The following is an 18,781-nucleotide window of genomic DNA, read 5'->3' as shown; positions in this document are numbered from 1 at the left end:
GGAGAACGCAGGCATGACGACGCGGCGCCCTCGCGCGGAGGACTTCCTGGAGCTGGTGGAGCGAGGCCGGCGCGGCCGGCTGAAGCTCTACATCGGCTTCGCGGCGGGCGTGGGCAAGACGTTCCGCATGCTGGAGGAGGCGCACGCGCTCAAGGCGCGAGGCGTGGACGTGGTGCTGGGCTTCGTCGAGACCCACGGCCGTCCGGAGACGCAGGCCCTGGTCGAGGGCCTGGAGCTCGTGCCCCGCCAGCGCCTCACGTACCGCGACGTCACCGTGGAGGAGCTGGACCTGGACGCCGTCCTCGCGCGCAAGCCGCAGGTGGCCATCGTGGACGAGCTGGCCCACACCAACGCGCCCGTGTGCCGTCACCGCAAGCGCTACCAGGACGTGCAGGAGCTGCTGGCTGCGGGCATCAACGTCATCGGCGCCTTCAACGTGCAGCACCTGGAGAGCCTCAACGACCTGGTGGAGCGCAACACCGGCGTCACCGTGCGGGAGACGCTGCCGGACAGCTTCCTCAAGACGGCGGATCAGGTGGTGAACCTGGACCTCGCGGTGGAGGACCTGCACGAACGGCTCAAGGCGGGGAAGATCTACGCGCCGGACAAGGTGCCGCACGCGCTTGAGCGCTTCTTCACCGGAGACAACCTCTCCACCCTGCGCGAGCTGGCCCTGCGCGAGGTGGCGGAGAGCCTGGACCGCGCCACCACGGGCAGACAGGTCCGCGCAGGCGAGGACCCATCCCAGAAGGGAGGCGCATGGGGCCGGGTGATGGTGGCCCTCTCCAGCCATCCACCGCGAGCGGCGACACTGCTGCGCCGGGGCTCACGCATGGCGGGCCGGCTCAACACGGACTGGTTCGTGGTGTACGTGGAGACGCCGCGCGAGGCGCCGAACCTCATCGACGCGGAGGCGCAGCGGCACCTGCTGACGAACATCGAGAAGGCGAAGGAGCTGGGCGCGGAGGTGGTGCGCCTGCGCTCCAGCGACCCGGTGGCGGCGCTCTTGGACTTCGCCCGCTCGCACGGCGTGGGGCACATCATCATCGGCCGTTCGAACCAGGCGAAGTGGCGCCAGCGATTGGGGATGACCGCGGACGCGCGCCTCCTGCGGGAAGGGGAGGGCTTCGACATCCACGTCGTGTCCTTCGAATCCCACGAGGAGAAGCGCCCATGACGCTGCGCTCGCGTCTGCTGCTGGCCCAGGTGCCGCTGGTGCTGGCGTTGCTCTTCCTGGGGACCACGGCCGTCATCACCTTGGCGCGCGTGGGCCGCTCCGGCCAGCAGGTGCTGGAGGACAACTACCGCAGCGTGCTCGCCACTCAGCGCATCACGGAGCAGCTGGAGCGCATGGACAGCGCGGCGCTGTTCATCATCGCGGGAGAGCGCGAGCGGGGCCTCACCCAGCAGGCCACGCAGCGCCCATCGCTGGAAACAGAGCTGGGCATCCAGCAGGGCAACATCACCGAACCCGGTGAGGCGGAGGCCACGCAGCGGCTGCGCACCGCGTGGACGAAGTACCGCGAGGAGTTCGACGTATTCCTCCAGGCACGTGACGCGGAGGCCGCGCGCACGCGCTACTTCGAAGCGCTCGCGCCGGCCTTCCAGGAGGCGAAGGCCGCGGCGTCGTCCGTCCTCGCGCTGAACCAGGACGCGATGGTGCGCAAGAACGACCGGCTGCGCCAGCAGAGCGAGCGGGTGAACACGCTGATGGTGCTGGCGGTGGTGGCGGCGCTGGGCTTCGGCCTGTTCTTCACCACGTCGCTGGTGCAGCGAGCGCTCCGGCCGGTGTCCGTGCTGTCGCAAGCCGTGCGCCGTCTGGGGCAGGGCGACGTGGAGGCGCGAGCGGTGGTGGAGGGGCGGGACGAGATCGCCGGGCTCGCGCGGGACTTCAACACCATGGCGGAGCGGCTGGCGCAGTACCGCAAGAGCAGCCTGGGCGAGCTGCTCCAGGCGCAAGCGGTGTCCCAGGCAGCCATCGACAGCCTGCCCGACCCCGTGCTGGTGCTGGGCGCGGAAGGCGGGCTGCTCAACGTGAACGCGGCGGCGGAGGACGTGCTGCGCCTGCGGCTGGACGAAGGCGGGGACGCGCTGGGCCGCGTGGAGCCAGAGGTGCGCGCCGTGTTGGAGCGCGTGCGAGCCCACGTCGTGGGAGGAAGGGGCGCGTACCAGCCCCGAGGCTACGAGGAGGCGGTGCGCGTCGAGGCATCCCCGGAGGGCGTCCGGTGGCTCCTGCCGCGAGGCAGCCCGGTGCACGGAGAGACCGGGGACGTGGTGGGCGCCACGCTCATCCTCCAGGACGTGACGCGGCTGCGGCGCTTCGACGAGCTGAAGAACGACCTGGTGGCCACGGTGGCGCACGAGTTCCGCACGCCGCTCACGTCGCTGCGCATGGCCATCCACCTGGTGGCCGAAGGGGTCGTGGGGCAGGTGACGGAGAAGCAGGCGGACCTGCTCTTCGCGGCGCGCGAGGACTGCGAGCGCTTGCAGGGCATCGTGGACGACCTGCTGGACCTGTCGCGCATCCAGGCCGGCCAGCTCCAGTTGGACGTGCGGGAGGTGCGCACGGAGGAATTGGTGGAGCAGGCGCTGTCCGCGCAGCGAGCGCTGGCGGAGGACCGGGGCGTGCGCCTGTCGCAATCCCTGTCACCGGACGTGGAGACGGTGCGGGTGGATCCGGACCGGATGCAGCTGGTGCTGGGCAACCTGGTGGGCAACGGCGTGAAGCACACGCCGCACGACGGCGAGGTGTCCGTGCGCGTGTCGCGCGAAGGCCCCCACGTGCGCTTCGAGGTGAAGGACACCGGCGAGGGCATCCCCGCCCAGGAGCAGGCGCGCATCTTCGAGAAGTTCTACCGGGCCCCGGGCGCGCCAGCGGGAGGCGCGGGGCTGGGGCTGTCCATCGCCCGCGACATCGTCCAGGCCCACGGCGGCGAGCTGGGCGTGGTGAGCACCCCGGGGCAGGGGAGCACCTTCTGGTTCACGCTGCCGCGGCCCGAACAGGGCTGAGGCCCACGGTCACATCGGCGCGGACGTCTCCAACTGGCGCATCGCTTCCTTGCGCGCATCGGACGCGGAGCGGACGATTTCAGCGCTGGACAGGCCGAACGCGCTCGCGTCCATCTTGCGCAGGCGGGGAATCACCTCGCGCTCCTCCTCCGTCATGTGTTGCGCGGCCACCGCCTCCAGTTGCCGCACCGTGGCCTCGCGGCGGCGCGCGTCGTGGCGGACGCGCAACAGTTCGGAGATGAGCTGGGTCATCTCCCCGTGCTCTTCCACCGCGAAGTCGATGCGCGGCCCGTCCACGACGCTCCGCGCGACGGGATACACCCAGCGCTCCTCGAGAGTGCTGTGCAGGGTGAGCGTTTCGGCCAGGCGCAGGCTCAGCTCCGCCTTCTCTTCGTCCGGCGCATGGTGCCAGGCCTCGAAGAGGGCCTCGGCGTCGCGGTGCTGCTGGATGAGCACGTCGATGAGGTTCATGAAGGGCCAGGGTTCGCACGCGCGCGCAAGGACGCAATCCACTCTCCAGGACGAGCGCCCCTGCACGCCCCGGCCGCCAGTGCCGGGCTGCATGCACTGGCGCACAGGCCGCTTGCGTCACGTCTCCGCTTCGTACTTCTTGCGCTTGCGCCACAGCGTCGACGCGTCGATGCCGAGCAGCCGGGCCGCTTCATCCAGCGTCGGCACGGAGGCCATTACCCGCAGGATGTGTTCGCGCTCCACCGCTTCCAGCGTGTGCGGCCCGCCCAGCGTCACCCCCGGCCCCACCGCGGACGCGATGCGCTCCGGGAACGCCTGCGGCTCCACCACGCCCGACGCGCCCACGATGAGCGCCCGCTCCAGCGCGTTGCGCAGCTCGCGCACGTTGCCCGGCCAGGGGTAGGCCTTCAGCATCGCCTCCGTGGCGGGCGACAGCTCCGGGGCCGGACGCTGCGCCGCCTTCGCGAAGAAGGCGATGAAGCGGCGGGCCAGCGGGAGCAGGTCCTCCGGCCGCTCGCGCAACGAAGGGAGCTTCACCTCCAGGACGTTCAACCGGTACATCAGGTCCTCGCGGAAGCGGCCCTCCGCCACGTCCTTCTCCAGGTCGCGGTGCGTGGCCGCCACCACGCGCACGTCCGCCTTGCGCGTGCGTGCCTCGCCCAGCCGTTCGAACTGCTTCTCCTGGAGGAAGCGCAACAGCTGCGCCTGGAGCGCGGGGCTCATCTCCGCCACTTCATCCAGGAAGAGCGTGCCCCCTTCCGCCTGCTCCACGCGCCCCGGCTGGTCCTTCACCGCGCCCGTGAAGGCGCCGCGCGCGTGGCCGAACAGCTCGCTCGCCAGCAGTTGTTCGGACAGGGTGGGGCAGTTGATGGTGACGAAGGGCCGCTTGCGCCGCGCGCTCATCGAATGCAGCGCCCGCGCGAGCACCCCCTTGCCCGTGCCGCTCTCCCCGCGCAGCAGCACCGAGGCGTCCGACGTGGCCGCGCGCTGGATGAAGCCGATGGCCGCGTGCATGGCTGGCGACGCCGTCTCCAGCGTGGCCTCCGGCACCGCCTGCGCGAGCTGCCCCTCCAGGTCTCCCAGGTGTGACGTCAGCTCCCGCTGCGCCTTCGCGCGCTCCAGGACGTGGCGGATCTGCGCGGGGGTGAAAGGCTTGGGCAGGTAGTCGCGCGCGCCACGCTTCACCGCCTCCACGGCCGTGTCGAACGTCGCGTAGGCGGTGATGAGGATGACGTCCAGCGCGGGCGACTCGGCGAGCAGGCGGGGCAGCAGCTCCAGACCGGACGCGTTGCCCAGCCGCAGATCCACGAACGCCAGGTCCGCCGGGCCCTGGGCGAGCGCCGCGAGCGCGGCCTCCGGCGTGGCGGCCTCGCGCACCTCGCAGCCCAGGCCCTCCAGGCACACGCGCAGGGTGTGGCGGATGTTTCGCTCGTCGTCCACCACGAGCACCCGCATGGGGCGCTCGGTGGCCTCGGCACTGGCACGCACTTCCATGGTCACAGTCTAAGAGCACGCCGTGTGCCGGGCCCGTCTGTCGGATGCCGGGCGGCGCAAGCCTCGGGGGGCGCATCGCGTCCGGCACGGTGTGCCCCGGATGGCGGTTGCAAGGTGCAACGTGGAACGGGCTGGTGTCTGCTGCGGCAAGGCCGTGCGGCTGGCACGCGCCATGGATGGAAGGGAGCCCATGGGCAACGAAGGGACGCCTCCGGACGAGGCGGGCGACGAGAAGAACATCTTCGCGAAGGAGCTGGCCCCACCGCCCAGCATCTGGCTGCGCAAGGGCACCTGGCTGGGCCTCGTCTTCGTGGCGATGGTGGGCGTCTTCATCTGGCTCCAGGGCGGGGAGAACCGCGCGCTGGACGCCATGTCCCCCTCGCAGCGTGAAGCCCTCTTCACGGAGACCCGCGAGGAGTTCCGCCTGCTGTGCCTGGCGGATGGCGGCGCCTCGCGCTGGCCCAAGAAGTGCGCGAGTCACGCGGCGTTCCTCGTCCGCTTCTCCGAGTGCGACGACGCCTGCCGCCGCGAGGTGGAGCCCTTCCTCCCACAGCCCACCCGCTGACCCCTGCCGGGCGGCCGGCCTGCCGCCTGCCCGGTCGGCCCCACCGTCGTTGAATCCATGCCGGTGGGCTGGAATGATCGCGCCAGGGTGGTCCGAGGGCCCTCTCAGGCTGACGTGCGGCGTCCTTCGCCACGAGTCCCACCTGACAGGGTGAAGTGTCCCGCATGACCCTGCGGGGCAATGCCGACCCGTTTCTGAGACAATTCAAGGGACGCGGGCTTGAGTCGGGGGGAGAGGTGTTGTCTATCCTACGAGTCCTGACGGAGCCCCGGCCCCCGGGAGAGCCCGTGGGGGCCGCGGAAGGATGAGCGACAATGAGCTGGCGCAGCAGGCCCGGCGCGGGAGTACGGCCGCGCTTCATCGGGATGGGTGACATGGGCGCGCGAGGGGGTGCGTGATGGCGATGCGGCTCAAGCAGAAGATGATGGTGCTGCCGACGGTGGCGGCGGTGTTCCTGGTGGCCATCGTGACGGTGACGGTGGTGCTGGGCGCGCGCACGCGGAACGCCTCGGAGCGCATTGGTTCCAGCCTGGCGCCGTCGGTGAGCCAGGCGCAGACGGCCCGCGCCGGGTTCGCCGCGCTGCACCAGGACGTCGGCGACGCGGTGGCGCTGAACGCGGTGAAGCAGGAGACGCTGGACGCGCAGGTGGCGGAGCTCCAGAAGGGGCTCACGGCGCTGCGCACGTATCCGGACGTGGATGGCCCGAAGGTGGAGGTGCTGCAGGCGGCCTTCACGCGCTACTGGAAGGAAGCGTCGCAGGTGGTGGCGCTGGCGGCGAGCAATGACGCTGCCGCGGAGGCCGCGCTCGCGAAGCTGGAGCCCGCGTACCGGACGATGCATGACGGCCTGGAGTCCGTGACGGCGCAGCAGGAGGCGTCGCAGCGCGAGACCTTCATGGAGGTGTCCTCGCTGCACGGCACGACGCTGACGTGGGTGCTGGTGCTGTCGGTGGCGTGCATCGTGGCGCTCGCGGTGGCCACGGTGTGGCTGCTGCGCGAGGTGACGACGCCCCTGGCGCGGCTGACGGCGACGGCGACGCGCATCGTGCGGGAGGGCGACCTGTCGCTGGCCATCGACACGAGCGCGCAGGACGAGGTGGGCGAGCTGGCGCGCAGCATCCAGTCGCTGATGACGCGGCTGGGCTCGGTGCCCAACACGCTGCACTCGGTGGTGACGGAGCTGACGGCGGCGGCGGCGCGGCTGAACGCGGCGAGCCACGAGCAGCTCAACTTCCTGACCAGCCAGTCGCGCAGCCTCACGGAGGCCAGCTCCACCATCGCGGAGATCGCCCAGACGTCCGGCATGGCGGCCAGCCGCGCGGAGATGGTGTTGAAGGTGGCGGCGCAGGCGGACGCGTACAGCGCCTCCGGGCAGGTGTCCATCGAGCGCAGCGCGGAGGGGTTGCAGCAGATCCGCGCGCGGGTGGGCGCGCTGGTGGGGAGTATCGGCGTGCTGTCCGAGCAGGCGGTGCACGCGGGTGAAATCATCGGCAGCGTGAAGGACCTGGCGGACCAGTCGAACGTGCTCGCGTTGAACGCGGCCATCGAGGCGGCGCGGGCCGGTGAAGAGGGCCGGGGCTTCGCGGTGGTGGCGAAGGAGATGCGGGCGCTCTCCAGCCAGTCGCTGCAGAGCACGCAGCGCATCGGGAAGATCCTCCTGGAGATCAACCAGGCCATCCGCGAGACGGTGGGCATCGCGGAGGAGGACAGCCAGAAGATGGAGGAGGGCATCGAGCAGGTGCTCTCGTCCGCGACGACGCTGAAGGACATCACCCAGGTGGTGCAGGAGAGCAGCCAGGCGGCGCGGCAGATCGTCGCCTCGGTGACGCAGCAGAACGCGGGCATCACGCAGATGACGGAAGTGGTGACGCAGCTGTCGGAGATGATGAGCGACGTGGTGATGGCCACGAGCAACGCCGAGCAGGCGGTGGGGCAGATCAACACCTCCCTGGGCAAGCTCCAGGAGCTGTCCACCACCTTCCGCGTCTAGCCGTCCAGGACAGCGTCCAGCAGGGCCCACGGGCCGCTCCGGAACACCGGGGCGGCCCGTCGTGCGTCAGACGCCCTTGAGGATGATCCGCTTGTCGCCGAAGACGGCGGAGACCTCGATTTCTCCGCCCATGGCCTCCACGGCGCGCCGGAGCGTGGAGAGCCGGTGGTCGTCCCGGGCCTCGGTCTGGGAGAGCTGTCCCTGGGAGATGCCCATCCGTTCGGCGAGCTGTGTCTGCGTCATCCCCGCGAACTCGCGCACCTCCCGTAGGCTCATCTCCAGGAGTTCCTTCCGGACGCGTGCGTCCTGCTCCTTGAGCTGCGCGGGCGTGAACTTCTCCCGGCGCATCCCCTTCCAGCTGTGGAGCTTCATGACTCCGTCTCCTTCTTTGAATCGTCGTGAAGTCCTGCGGCCCTCTCCCAGAGGTATTGCAGCCAGATTTTCTCTGCCTGGGGGATCATCCGCTCGTAGAAGCGCCTGTCTCCGGTCTTGTCGCCCCCCAGGAGCAGGACCGCGTTGCGCGCAGGGTCGAAGGCGTAGAAGGCCCGGATGGGATGCCCTCCGGACTGGATGCGAAGCTCCCGGAGCGGCTGGGAAGAGCCCTTGAGCTGACTGCTGTATGGGAACCCAAGTGCGACCCCCTTCGCGGCCAGAAGCTCCACCCCGTGGTCCACGGACCGCGCTGTGTCCTCGTCGAGAGCAAGGAACCAGTCCCGGAACTCATCGGTGCCAACGACTTCAGGCTGATGAGACGGAATATCATTCTTGGATGATATTCCGTCAAGATGATGGGGGGACGTCTTGGTGCGCTTGGAGTGGGGCAGGGTCGCGTGCTCCCGTCGAGTGAAGACGGGAGACGCTAGGCCCTACCTCTGACGTCACTCGCCCTGCATCAGGCCCGTGATGCTGCCGTCCGGATGGACCGTGACGCGGCGGGCGGCGGGCTCGCGCGGCAGGCCCGGCATGGTGAGCAGCTCTCCGGTCAGCGCCACCAGGAAGCCGGCTCCCGCGGACAGGCGCACCTCTCGCACCGTCAACGTGAAGCCCCGGGGGCGGCCTGTCTTCGCCGGGTCGTCCGACAGGGACAGGTGCGTCTTCGCCATGCACACCGGCAGCGCCGCGCCTCCCAGCGCCCGCGCCGTCTCCAGGTCCTTGCGTGCCCCCGGCGTGAAGGCCACGTCGTCCGCGCCGTACACCGTGCGCGCGATGGCGCGGATCTTCTCCTCCGGCGTCTGGTCCAGCTCGTAGAGGAAGCGCGGCTTCGGCGGCGCCGCGTCCGTCGCGTCCAGCATCGCCAGCACCGTGTCCGCCAGCTCCAGCGAGCCCTCGCCGCCCTTGCCGAAGCCGTCGCATACGGCGATGCCCACGCCCCTCGCCTTCGCGAACGCGCGCAGTTCGTCCAGCTCGGCTTCCGTGTCCTGCGGGAAGCGGTTCACGCACAGCACCGCCGGCAGGCCGAACGCCGCCACCGACTCCAGGTGCTTCTCCAGGTGGTTGAAGCCCTTCAGGAGCGCCTCGCGGTCCGGATCCGCGACCTTCGCGGCCGCCGCGCCGCCGTGGTGCTTCAGCGCCCGCAGCGTCACCACCAGCATCACGCCCCGGGGCCACACGCCCGCGCTCCGGCACTTGATGTCCAGGAACTTCTCCGCGCCCAGGTCGAAGCCGAAGCCCGCCTCCGTCACCACCTCGTCCGCGTACGCGAGCGCCAGCCGCGTGCCCACCACCGACGAACACCCGTGCGCGATGTTGCCGAACGGTCCCGCGTGGACGATGGCCGGGCCACCCTCGCGCGTCTGGGCGAGGTTGGGCATCAGCGCGTCCTTCAGCAGCGCCACCATGGACGCCGCCGCGTTCACGTCGTTCGCGCGCACCGGCGAGCCGTCCGGCGCCTGCCCCACCACGATGCGGCCCAGCCGCGCCTCCAGGTCCTTCAGGTTCTCCGCCAGCGCGAGGATGGCCATCACCTCGCTGGCGGCCGTGATGTCGAAGGACGTCTCGCGCGGTACGCCGTGCGCCTTGCCACCCAGTCCCACGATGACGTTGCGCAGGAACCGGTCGTTCATGTCCATCGCGCGGCGCCAGCGCACCTTCGTGCCCTCCAGCGCCACCGGATGGCCGTAGTACACGGCGTTGTCCACCAGCGCGGACAGCAGGTTGTGCGCGCTGGTGATGGCGTGCAGGTCGCCGGTGAAGTGCAGGTTGATGTCCGCCGCCGGCTCCAGGCTCGCCTGCCCGCCGCCGGTGCCGCCGCCCTTCACGCCGAAGACAGGCCCCAGCGACGGCTCGCGCAGCGCGGCCACCGCCTTGCGGCCCCGCTTGCGCAGGCCCATGGCCAGCGCCACGGACATGGTCGTCTTGCCCTCGCCCGGGGGCGTGGGGTTGATGGCCGACACCAGTACCATGCGGCCCTGGCGCGAGCCGCGGCCCAGGGCGTCCAGCGACACCTTCGCGCGGTCGCGGCCCCAGGGGAGGACGTCTTCCGGCGCGAGACCCAGCTCGGCGCCGACTTCAGTGATGGGACGGAGCGTCATGGCCGGGGACTCTCCGTGTCCCTCGGGAGGAGGTCAACGCTCGCGACATGGGGGGCAGGCAGGCGCGCGTCGCAGGCCGGTTCCCCGGGAGGCGGGCGGGGTGGGAGGATGCAGGCGCAGGGCGGAGCCCGGGGGCGCGGATGGAATACGCGGCCGGGAGTTCCGTCAGGGAGAGCATCATGAACCGCATTCTCGGCATCGCATCGGTGGGGATGGCTTCGCTGGCACTCGGGGTGGCCCTGTGGGGGCCCGGGAAGTCGGAGGCCCCCGTCGTCCAGGAGGCGCCCCGCGTGCAGGACTCGACGGCGGACGTCCGGGCGCTCCAGAACCGCGTGAAGGCGCTGGAGGAGACGGTGCAGCTGCTGTCCCGGCGCATGATGGCCTTCGAGCAGGGCGGCGGCACGGCCTCGGCAGGCACGGGGGGGCCTCCGCCCGCGGGCCTGGAGGCGGAGGTCGCGAAGCTGCGCGAGGAGCTGCGCGGCGTGGTGGTGGGCGAGGCGCTGAGCAACGACAGCGCGAAGCAGTCGCTGAAGGAGCTGATGCGCACGGTGCAGGACGAGCAGCGCACCGAGCAGCGCCAGCAGTGGCAGCAGCAGGTGGACCAGATGCGCGCGCAGGCGGAGACCGAGCGCTCCCAGCGCATGAAGGACTTCATCCGCAACGCGGGGCTCAACTACAGCCAGGAGCAGACGCTGACGAAGGCGATGCAGGCCGAGGACGCGAAGCGCCAGGAGCTGGCGGCGGCGATGACGGGAGGCCGGCCGGGGCGTGACATGCGCCAGCAGATGCGCGACCTGCGCACGCAGACCGACGCGGAGATGCAGAAGGTCCTCAGCGCGGAGCAGATGACGCAGTACCAGCAGATGCGCCGCGACGACATGAACCCGCGCGGCGCGGGTGGTCCCCGGGGCGGGCCCATCGGCGGTGGCTGGGACACGCGCGCCGCCGGGGGACAGTAGCCGCTCAGTCCCGCAGGACGTCTTCCAGGTCGAAGGCGTCCGCCAGGGCCACCGACGGGGTGCACAGCAGCACGGGGACCCGAGAGGACGCCGCGCGAGCGGATTGGACCCGGTCCCAGACGGCATTCGAGGGCAGGTCCACGTCCCGTTCCTCCAGAAGGAGGAACGGGACGTTCGCGTCAAAGGACTCCGCGGGCTGGACACGGAAGCCGCGCAGGAAGCCGTTCATCGCCCGCGACGCGCTGTCGGCGATCTCTCCCAGCCACGCCGCTTCTCCGTCGCCCATTCGAATCGTGGGGCCGGGAGGGAAGGTGGAGAGAAAGGCCTCGTCGCGAGGCGCGTCAGGCTCCACGAAGGGGATCGATATCCCCGCGAGCAGGGACAGTTCCTCCTGGACGACGTGCCATCGGCCGTCCGGAAAACGCCGCAGCGTCACGGTGTAGTCGTCGTCATCCACGCCCAGCACCAGCTTCACGGGGCCGTCCACCGCGTCCAGCACCTGCGTCTGTTGAAGCCGGCCATGGGCCAGTTCGCGCAGCAGCGTGAAGAAGACCACCAGGTCGCGCGTGGCGGAGCCCTCGATGTCCAGCAGCACGGTCAGTGGTCGCGGCACGATGTCGCGGAGCGACGGGAGGCCCTCGGCCTGGATTCGCGTGAGCCGGTAGGACATGGACTGAGAGCCTACGCCAGACACCGGAGACACGAACGCCGCGAAGCTCCCGGAGGAACCTCGCGGCGCGAGTGGTGCCCGGAACCGAGCGGCGGCTACTTCCCGCCGAAGATGCCCTTGAGGCGCTTCTTCGCCTCTTCCTCGGCGCGCTGCTTGGCCTTCTCCTGCTCGAGGCGGGCCTGGTCCTCCAGCTTCTTCTTCTCCTCGTTGGCGCGCGCCTCCAATTCCTGACGCTTCGCCTCCGCTTCGGCCTTCGCCTTGTCCTGGCCGCCCGTGATGATGTCTTCCACGGCCTTGCCCTTCTCACCCAGCACGCCGCTCAGCGCGGCCCCGCCGGCCAGCTTCAGGATGGTCGTCGCCGCCGGCTTCACGTCGATGCCCGTGACCTCCGGGCTCCACGCCTTGCCGGTAATCTTCAGCCCCACCGGGATGGCCTCCGTCGGCGTCACCTTGCCCACCGTCAGCGTCTTGATGGTCGCGGGCGTCAGCGACACGCCGCCCGTCAAGTCCAGCGTGCCGTCCAGCCCGATGCCGCCGTCGAAGCTCATCGCCGCCTCCGGCCGCGTCCACGTGATGGGCTTGGAGAGCTGCGCCACGCCGTTCTTGATGGTCACGCTGAAGGGCAGGTCCCCACCCAGCGACGTCACCTCGCCGCTCTTGAGCGCCTTCGCGAAGGGCACCGCCTTGGCCAGCGGCCCCGTCACGGACGACACCAGGTCCTTGCCCAGGAACGTGCCTCCCAGCAGGTTGCCGCTGATGCCGCCCAGCAACGTCTGCTTCAGCTTGTCCGGCGTGTAGCCCACGCCCTGCACGTCCACGTTGCCGTTGAACTTGCCCGTCAGCACCTGCTTCGGCGTGCGCTCCGCCAGCGCCTGCGCGACCTCCAGGCCCTGCACCTGCACCTTCGCGGTGAAGGGCCGGGCCTCCGGCGCGGGCCCCAGGCGGAGGGTCGTCCCGTCCGCCACCACCTTGCCGCCGTAGACGCCCGTCGAGAACTTCTCCACCGTGATGAGGTCGTCCACCATCTTCACGACGCCCGTCACGTTGGTCAGGTCCATCGCCGTGTAGCGCAGCGACGCGATGGCGAACTGGATGTCACCCCGGTAGCCGTTGAAGCGGTTGGCCTCTCCCGGCGGCGGCTCGGGCGGGGGCTTGCCGCCATTGCGCGCCAGGACCTCCTCCTCGCTCATCAACAACTTCTCCGCATCCAGCTTCGCGGCCTTCACGTCCGCCTTGAAGGTCGTCGTCGCCTTCTTGCCCGTGCCCGCGAGCGTCACCGTGGCGGTGCCCGTCACCGTGTCCTCCAGCGCGCCCAGGCTCATGCTGGTGACGTTCACCGTCATCCCGCTGCCCGTCTTCGCCGGCGCGTACGTGCCCGCCGCCGCGACCTCCAGCCGCTGCCCCGGCGCCTTGTTCACCAGCAGGCCCGGCCGCATGTCCACGCCGTTGAGGTCCGCCTTCGCGTCGAAGCGCAGCGCGCCACCGCTCGCCGCCGCGCCCGTCACCTTCGCGTTCAGCTTCATCGCGCCGCCGGCTTCCTTCGACAGCTGATCCGGCACCCGCAGCCGCACAGGCGTCAGGTCCACCGCGATGTTGATGGCCTGCGCCTCCTGCGTGCCGCTGCCGCGCACGTCCAGGCCAATGGGGCCGGCGATCATCCCGTTGAGCTGCTTGCGCAGCGGCGGGTAGTACTCGGCGAGCACGGCCGGGTCCAGGTTGCGGCCCACCAGCTCGAGCCCCTCCACCGCGGGCTTGTCCGTGAGCAGCCCCTTCACCTTGCCCTTGCCCGTGATGGCCGCGGGGCCCAGGTTCAGGTTCAGCTTGTCCAGCGCCAGGTCACCCGTGGCCATGTCGCCCGTCACGTCCGTGTCGAGCACCACGTCCAGCGCCTTGCCGCCCTCCGAGCCGGCGAACTTCATCCCCAGCGCCTTGATGACGCCCACGAGCTTCGTGGGGCCCTTGCCGCCGGGCACCGCGCCGCCCAGGTCCGCCTTCCAGTCCGCGTCCAGCGTGCCCGCCTGCAGCCCCACGTCCGGGGGCAGGAACGGCCCCAGGGGCGACAGGTCGATGTGCTCCGCCTTCAGCGTCACCTGCTCCGGCGTGGGGATGAGCGTCGCCGGCAGCGGCGCCGCGGCGAGCGTCATCTTCAAATTCTGCTTGTCCGCGAGCACCGCCGCCGCCAGGTCCACCTTCAGCGGCTGGCCCACGCGCAGGTCCTTCACCTCGATGTCCAGGTCCTTCACCGCCAGCTCGCGCGCCTTGTCGCCACCCGCGCGGTCCACGAAGCGGATGACGCCGTCGGTGAGCGCCGCGCGCTCCACGTGCACGCCCGACAGGTCCGTGGGCTGCGTCTCCTCTTCCGGCGTCTCCTCCTTCGGCTGCTGCGCGGCCAGCTTCTCCTGGAGGCGCTGCACGTTGGTGGTGCCGTCCGCCAGGCGGATGACATTCACGGTGAGCCCGGACACCTCCGCGTCCTGCACGCGGATGTCCTTGCCCTTGGAGGTGAGCAGCGGCATCGCCGCCACGCTCACCGTCACGTCCTTCACCTCCGCGAGCGGCAGGTCCTCGCCCTCGGCGGCGCCCACGCTGACGTTCTGGATGCGAGCGCCCACGTAGGGAAAGAGCTTCGTGGAGACGTCGCCAATCTCGATGGGGCGCCCCAGCTTCTGCGAGTACGTCGCGGCCTGGTCCCGCGCCGTCTTCAGCAGGATGGCGTCCAAGCGCCACAGCACCACCGCCACGATGGCGATCAGGAGGACGAGGATGCCTCCCAGCACATACGGCCAACGCTTCTTCTTCACAGCCGCCACGGTTCCTCCTCCGTCGGGAGAGCGGTCGAACGCTTAGCGCAGCGCCAAGAGGGCCGCACCTCCCATGCACGAGGGGAGGTTTTAAGCGTGACGGTCAACAGCCGGGGGAAAGTCACACTCCTGTCGACCCTTGCATCTAGGCACGAAGGGCCCCGCTCGGAAGGGGGTCGCTTGAGTCCCCACGACTTCGCGGATTCAGGAGTTTGGTGGGCGGCCCCTACAGGTCGATGACCTCCGGCTCCAGCCCGGACGGCGGCGGCGTGTCGCCCTGGCCCTCCAGCAGGAAGCCCCAGGGCGCGTAGACGTTCCCGCCGGTGAAGGCGTCCACGTAGAGAACCACCGGCGTGTCCAAGCCTTCGTAGGTCACTTCGAAGATGGACAGCCGGCCCTTGCCGTTGCCCTGGCCATCCACCTCGGTGAACTCGCAGCAGTCCCCCATGCGGCGCCACGCCACCGGCTGGCCCTGCGGCCCGCGCAAGAGCTTGAAGTACGCCATCACGCCCTTGTCGCCCCAGCCCACCCGCACCGGGTTCTCCGGCCGGGTGCCGTAGGTCAGCGGATCCGGGCGCTTCGGCATCAGGGGCGCGGTGCGGCGCATCACCTCCTCCATGGACGTGCCCGGGGAAGCGCACGCCGTCAGGAGCAGCAGCGCGGCGGGAATGCATCGGAACAGGGACATCGGGACCTCCAGCTCGGCCTTCGAAAACCCCCCAAGCTGGCGCCCGCACTGCTTCCGGCGCATCCCCGGCCCCGGGCGGACCGTCCTTCGGGAAACGCACCCCCGAGCCCAGCGCACACGCGCAAGGTCCCGGGGGGAAGGACGGCCAGGCTCCGCGTCTTTCAGCTGAGTGACTTCAGGTCCAGGTCCAGCTCATGGCGGTAGCGCTCGAAGCACCGCGCGCCCGCCGTCAGCCGCAAGAGCGCCCCTTCCGCCAGGGGACGCGCGCACGCGGGGTTCGCCTCCACCAGCGGACGCAGGACCTCCTTGTTCCAGGTCTCGGAGTGCTTCACGTCCAGCGTGGAGTGCAGCGCGTAATAGCGCCGCACGCGCATGTCGAACCCCAGACGCTTGAGGCCTTCGTTGACGCACGCGGTGCGGCCCGGCGCCGTCTCCTCCACGATGCCCAGCGCGCCCACCGCGTGGTACGTGTAGCGGCGGTTGAACGCGAACGCGCAGAGCAGGTTCGCCAGCGCGTGCGCTTCCCACACCGTGCCCTCTTCCGTGGGCTTCAACCCCAGCTTCTGGGCCATCTCCGCGAGCATCGGTCCGTGCATCGCGTCCTCGCGCCCGCGGCCCATCTCATCCCAGTAGTTGCGCGCCAGCTCCAGCTTCGCCCGCGTGGGCAGCTGCAACTGCGTCAGCGCCACCAGGTCGTCGAAGCCCGCCTCGCCCGCGACCTCCTGCGTGAGGAACCAGTCCATCTGCTCACGCGTGGCCTGCGTGGCCAGCCACGGGAACAGTGGATCATGCTGTCCGGGACCGGACTCCTTCAGGTCCTCGAACCACGCGATGAAACCGTCCGCGTCCTCCGGTGCTTCGGCGGCCCATGCCGCCACGCGCTGTCGCTCCGCCTCCACGTACTCGCCTTCGAGCAAGCGCAACTGCGTCTCTTCCTGCACGGCTGCCCGCCAGCCCTCGGTGGGAAACCCCGGAGCCAGTCGCGCCTGGTTGAAGCGCAAGAGGGTCCGGTGAAGCCGTTCGGACAGGCGTGCGTCCTCCGTCCCCGCTTCCCCAGCCACCTCGCCAAGCCCGCTCATGGTGCGCACCCTCTCTACACATACCGGAAGGCGGGAGTGCCTTCCGGTCACATGTATGGGGATGACCTTGCACACCGGCCACATCGCTCCCGCCACCTTCGCCGTCAGTCAGGTGCGTTGCGAAAAGGACCATGTCCGCTCCCGCGACTGCGCGTATCAGGTCGCATGGAACATCAACCCGCATATGAAGCCCGGCGCCGTCGCGTGGCGGCGCGCGTGCACGCAGCACCGCGAGCTCCTGCGCGCCCTGCGTGAAGCCGGCGCGAGCTTCTTCGAGCTGCCCTTCGTCCACGGTGCGTTCGACTCCGTGTTCGCCAAGGACAACGCGGTGCTCGTCTCCCAGGAGGGAGAGCTGCGCGCCCTGCTCGCCACCATGCGCCACGGACAGCGTCGCAGTGAACAACTCGCGCGCGCCCGGTGGCTGGCCGCGCGCGGCTTCGACGTCATCGAGCCGCCGCGCGTGCACATCGAAGGGGGCGACGTGGCCATGCTGCCCTCGGGCCGGGGCGCCCTCCTGGGCTGGGGCATGCGCTCCACGCAGCGCGCCGCGGGCGTGCTGGAGGCGTTCCTGTCCGCGCCCGTCACGCCGCTGGAGTTGTGCGACCCGTACCTCTACCACCTGGACACCGCGCTCACCGTCCTGTCCGACGGCACCGCGCTGGTGTGTCCGGAGGCCTTCACGCCGGAGTCGCTGCGCATGCTGGAGCGCACGGAGGGCATCCAGCAGGTGATCCCCATCGCGCGCGAGGACGCGCTCGCGTTCGGGCTCAATTTGGTGGAGGTGGGAAACACCGTCATTGTCGGCGCGCGCGTGCCCCGCGTGGAGGCGGTGCTGCGCGGCCTGGGGCGCCGGCCCGTCAGCGTGAGGTTGGATCAGTTCCACCTGGCCGGCGGCAGCGCGGCGTGCCTCGTGGCGCGCGTGCACACCCTGCCGCCCCTGTCCGCCCGGCGCTTTCGCGAGGAGCAGGAGCGGGACATGGCCCAGCCGCTCTCCGCGTGACCTGCGCTGAAAACGAAGAACCTCCCCGGGCGACGAAGCGCGCGGGGAGGTCCGGGGTGAAGCGGGAGCTGACGCTCAGGTCTGCTGTTCGCTGGAAGCTTCCGGCGCGGCCAGGACTTCAGCGCCCCAGAAGCGGCGCGGGTGACCGTCGCCACGGGTGCCACCGGAGAGCTTGTCCACCCAGGGGTACTTCTGCGCCTCTTCGGCCGTGTAGCCCAGGTTGAAGACGGTGGGGCTCTTGGGCTTGTCGGAGGCCTTCTCGTACAGCGTGCCGAACACGCGGTCCCAGAAGTAGTTGGTGATGCCGTAGTTGCCCTGCTCGTTGTGGAAGTGGTGGGACATGTGCAGGCGCTTGATGTCCTTCAGCCACTTCTGCTGCGGGGCGTAGTTGAGGTGCTGGATGCAGTGGCAGAACTCGTAGAAGCACGTGGTCACCATGCCCCAGCCCAGCGCCGCCGCCGCGCCCGCCTTGCCGCCGATGAGGTAGCCGATGGGCGTAAGCACCAGCGCGATGGTGGGCAGCGTGGTGTGCAGCGCGCCGAAGAGCACGCGCAGGTCGTGCGGGTCCTGGTGGTGGTCGAAGTGGATGCGCTTCCACGTCACCGCCGTCGCCGCGGACTTGTAGAGGAAGCGCCCGTGCAGGATGTAGCGGTGGATGAGGTACCAGCCGAACGGGTACGCCACCGTGGCCAGCAGCACCGCCGCGCCCATGCGCACCGGCGCCTCGAACCACTTCACCGACAGCACGATGCACGTGATGCCGATGAGGATGTAGGCGACGACGGCGTAGTAGGTGAAGAACGAGTAGACCAGGTCGCGCAACGACATCCGGTCCAGGTTGTGCTTCCGGTTCAGGAAAGAGACCGCCACGGGGATTTTCTCACTCTCCGCTCCAGCGCGTGGCCCGGGCTGCCGGGGTGCGCGGGGCTCGAAGGCTTGCTCGCATCCCGGCCCTTGGGGTGATGCGGAGTTCCTGAGCTATCAGTCAAGAGGCCCCTTGGCCCAGGAACAGTGGAGGCTCTCTTAGCGCCTTCCTGGAGGCGTTGAGAAGCTCCTCTATTGCCGCGCCCGCACATTGTCTGGCCGCCCGCCCTACATCCGACCCGGGGTCGGGCTTCCGTGCGGGAAGTCCACACCCCACCTTTCCGCCCACAGGCGCGAGCGATCGCGCGAGGGGGCAGACAGATGGCGCGCAAGGCACAGGGACAACAGGGCAGTGGGACCCAGGCGGGGGAACGCCCCGCGCGGCGGAAGACGGCCACCCGGAAGACGGCGGGCGCCCCCAGCGAGGGACGCCTGGAGCTGCGCCGGGACATCGCGGAGTACCGGGCCGCCGCGGAGGCTCAGGCCGACATCGTGCGCGAGCGCATCAACGCCGCGCTGGAGGTCAGCCGCCGCACGCGCGAGGAGATTGAGCAGCGCATCGCCAGCGAGCTGCACACGCCGCGCGTGACCGCGAAGAAGGCCGCGGCTCCGGCGCGCAAGCGCACCCGCGCCTCCACTCGCGCGTCGACGAAGTAGGGC

At 70.3% G+C, this 18,781-nt stretch carries 17 protein-coding genes; 7 read left to right on the top strand and 10 right to left on the bottom strand.

The window, feature by feature from the left end; translation table 11 throughout:
• The first annotated feature begins 13 nt into the window (after positions 1-13).
• Both ACX114_RS39005 and ACX114_RS39000 read left to right on the top strand, forming a co-directional pair.
• Complete coding sequence (locus tag ACX114_RS39005; protein ID WP_459292995.1) at positions 14-1,177, top strand: sensor protein KdpD; 1,164 nt, start codon at positions 14-16, stop codon at positions 1,175-1,177.
• The gene (locus ACX114_RS39000) at positions 1,174-3,009 is read left to right on the top strand and encodes a HAMP domain-containing sensor histidine kinase (protein WP_459292993.1); all 1,836 of its coding nucleotides are present in this window, start codon (positions 1,174-1,176) and stop codon (positions 3,007-3,009) included. The genes ACX114_RS39005 and ACX114_RS39000 overlap by 4 nt, the downstream gene beginning before the upstream one ends.
• A 9-nt stretch (positions 3,010-3,018) precedes the next feature.
• On the opposite strand, the gene ACX114_RS38995 is transcribed toward ACX114_RS39000, so the two are convergent.
• Both ACX114_RS38995 and ACX114_RS38990 read right to left on the bottom strand, forming a co-directional pair.
• A complete protein-coding gene (locus ACX114_RS38995) occupies positions 3,019-3,480 on the bottom strand; it encodes a hemerythrin domain-containing protein (protein ID WP_459292991.1) in 462 nt (153 codons plus the stop codon).
• 117 nt (positions 3,481-3,597) lie between these two features.
• On the bottom strand, positions 3,598-4,935 hold the full coding sequence (locus ACX114_RS38990; RefSeq protein ID WP_459300400.1) for a sigma-54-dependent transcriptional regulator: 1,338 nt from the start codon (positions 4,933-4,935) through the stop codon (positions 3,598-3,600).
• A 229-nt stretch (positions 4,936-5,164) separates the two neighbouring features.
• On the opposite strand from ACX114_RS38990, the gene ACX114_RS38985 reads away from it, so the two are divergent.
• Positions 5,165-5,539: a hypothetical protein gene (locus ACX114_RS38985; RefSeq protein WP_459292989.1), complete on the top strand. Its 375-nt coding sequence runs from the start codon at positions 5,165-5,167 to the stop codon at positions 5,537-5,539.
• Positions 5,540-5,936: 397 nt separating this feature from the next.
• Positions 5,937-7,529: a methyl-accepting chemotaxis protein gene (locus ACX114_RS38980; RefSeq protein WP_459292987.1), complete on the top strand. Its 1,593-nt coding sequence runs from the start codon at positions 5,937-5,939 to the stop codon at positions 7,527-7,529.
• Positions 7,530-7,595: 66 nt separating this feature from the next.
• Here ACX114_RS38980 and ACX114_RS38975 read toward each other — a convergent pair whose 3' ends face one another.
• The 3 genes from ACX114_RS38975 to ACX114_RS38965 form a co-directional block, all read right to left on the bottom strand.
• Positions 7,596-7,901: a helix-turn-helix domain-containing protein gene (locus ACX114_RS38975; RefSeq protein ID WP_459292985.1), complete on the bottom strand. Its 306-nt coding sequence runs from the start codon at positions 7,899-7,901 to the stop codon at positions 7,596-7,598.
• Entirely contained in the window at positions 7,898-8,287 is a 390-nt protein-coding gene (locus ACX114_RS38970; RefSeq protein WP_459300398.1) for a type II toxin-antitoxin system RelE/ParE family toxin, read from the bottom strand. Before ACX114_RS38970 ends, ACX114_RS38975 begins: the two co-directional genes overlap by 4 nt.
• A 120-nt stretch (positions 8,288-8,407) precedes the next feature.
• Complete coding sequence (locus ACX114_RS38965) at positions 8,408-10,060, bottom strand: formate--tetrahydrofolate ligase (protein ID WP_459292983.1); 1,653 nt, start codon at positions 10,058-10,060, stop codon at positions 8,408-8,410.
• A 179-nt stretch (positions 10,061-10,239) separates the two neighbouring features.
• Here ACX114_RS38965 and ACX114_RS38960 point away from each other — a divergent pair, with 179 nt between their 5' ends.
• Complete coding sequence (locus tag ACX114_RS38960; RefSeq protein WP_459292981.1) at positions 10,240-11,019, top strand: hypothetical protein; 780 nt, start codon at positions 10,240-10,242, stop codon at positions 11,017-11,019.
• A 4-nt stretch (positions 11,020-11,023) separates the two neighbouring features.
• Here ACX114_RS38960 and ACX114_RS38955 read toward each other — a convergent pair whose 3' ends face one another.
• From ACX114_RS38955 to ACX114_RS38940, 4 genes are all read right to left on the bottom strand, one after another.
• Positions 11,024-11,689, bottom strand: a complete 666-nt coding sequence (locus ACX114_RS38955) for a hypothetical protein (protein WP_459292979.1) — start codon at positions 11,687-11,689, stop codon at positions 11,024-11,026.
• A 95-nt stretch (positions 11,690-11,784) separates the two neighbouring features.
• Positions 11,785-14,499, bottom strand: a complete 2,715-nt coding sequence (locus ACX114_RS38950; RefSeq protein WP_459292977.1) for an AsmA family protein — start codon at positions 14,497-14,499, stop codon at positions 11,785-11,787.
• A 217-nt stretch (positions 14,500-14,716) separates the two neighbouring features.
• Positions 14,717-15,178 (bottom strand): fibril protein, encoded by a 462-nt coding sequence (locus ACX114_RS38945; protein ID WP_459292975.1) that lies wholly within the window; start codon positions 15,176-15,178, stop codon positions 14,717-14,719.
• Between the two features lie 161 nt (positions 15,179-15,339).
• Positions 15,340-16,257, bottom strand: coding sequence for an iron-containing redox enzyme family protein (locus tag ACX114_RS38940; protein ID WP_459292973.1), 918 nt, complete (start codon positions 16,255-16,257; stop codon positions 15,340-15,342).
• Positions 16,258-16,318: 61 nt separating this feature from the next.
• On the opposite strand from ACX114_RS38940, the gene ACX114_RS38935 reads away from it, so the two are divergent.
• Complete coding sequence (locus ACX114_RS38935) at positions 16,319-17,257, top strand: dimethylarginine dimethylaminohydrolase family protein (RefSeq protein ID WP_459292971.1); 939 nt, start codon at positions 16,319-16,321, stop codon at positions 17,255-17,257.
• 75 nt (positions 17,258-17,332) lie between these two features.
• Here ACX114_RS38935 and ACX114_RS38930 read toward each other — a convergent pair whose 3' ends face one another.
• Positions 17,333-18,085 (bottom strand): sterol desaturase family protein, encoded by a 753-nt coding sequence (locus ACX114_RS38930; protein WP_459300396.1) that lies wholly within the window; start codon positions 18,083-18,085, stop codon positions 17,333-17,335.
• Between the two features lie 357 nt (positions 18,086-18,442).
• On the opposite strand from ACX114_RS38930, the gene ACX114_RS38925 reads away from it, so the two are divergent.
• Positions 18,443-18,778, top strand: a complete 336-nt coding sequence (locus ACX114_RS38925) for a hypothetical protein (RefSeq protein ID WP_459292969.1) — start codon at positions 18,443-18,445, stop codon at positions 18,776-18,778.
• Positions 18,779-18,781 lie beyond the last annotated feature (3 nt).

It is taken from the genome of Corallococcus sp. M7, from assembly GCF_054512695.1.
The sequence above is the reverse complement of the archived record's forward strand: the minus strand, read 5'-3'. Positions and strand labels throughout refer to the sequence as shown.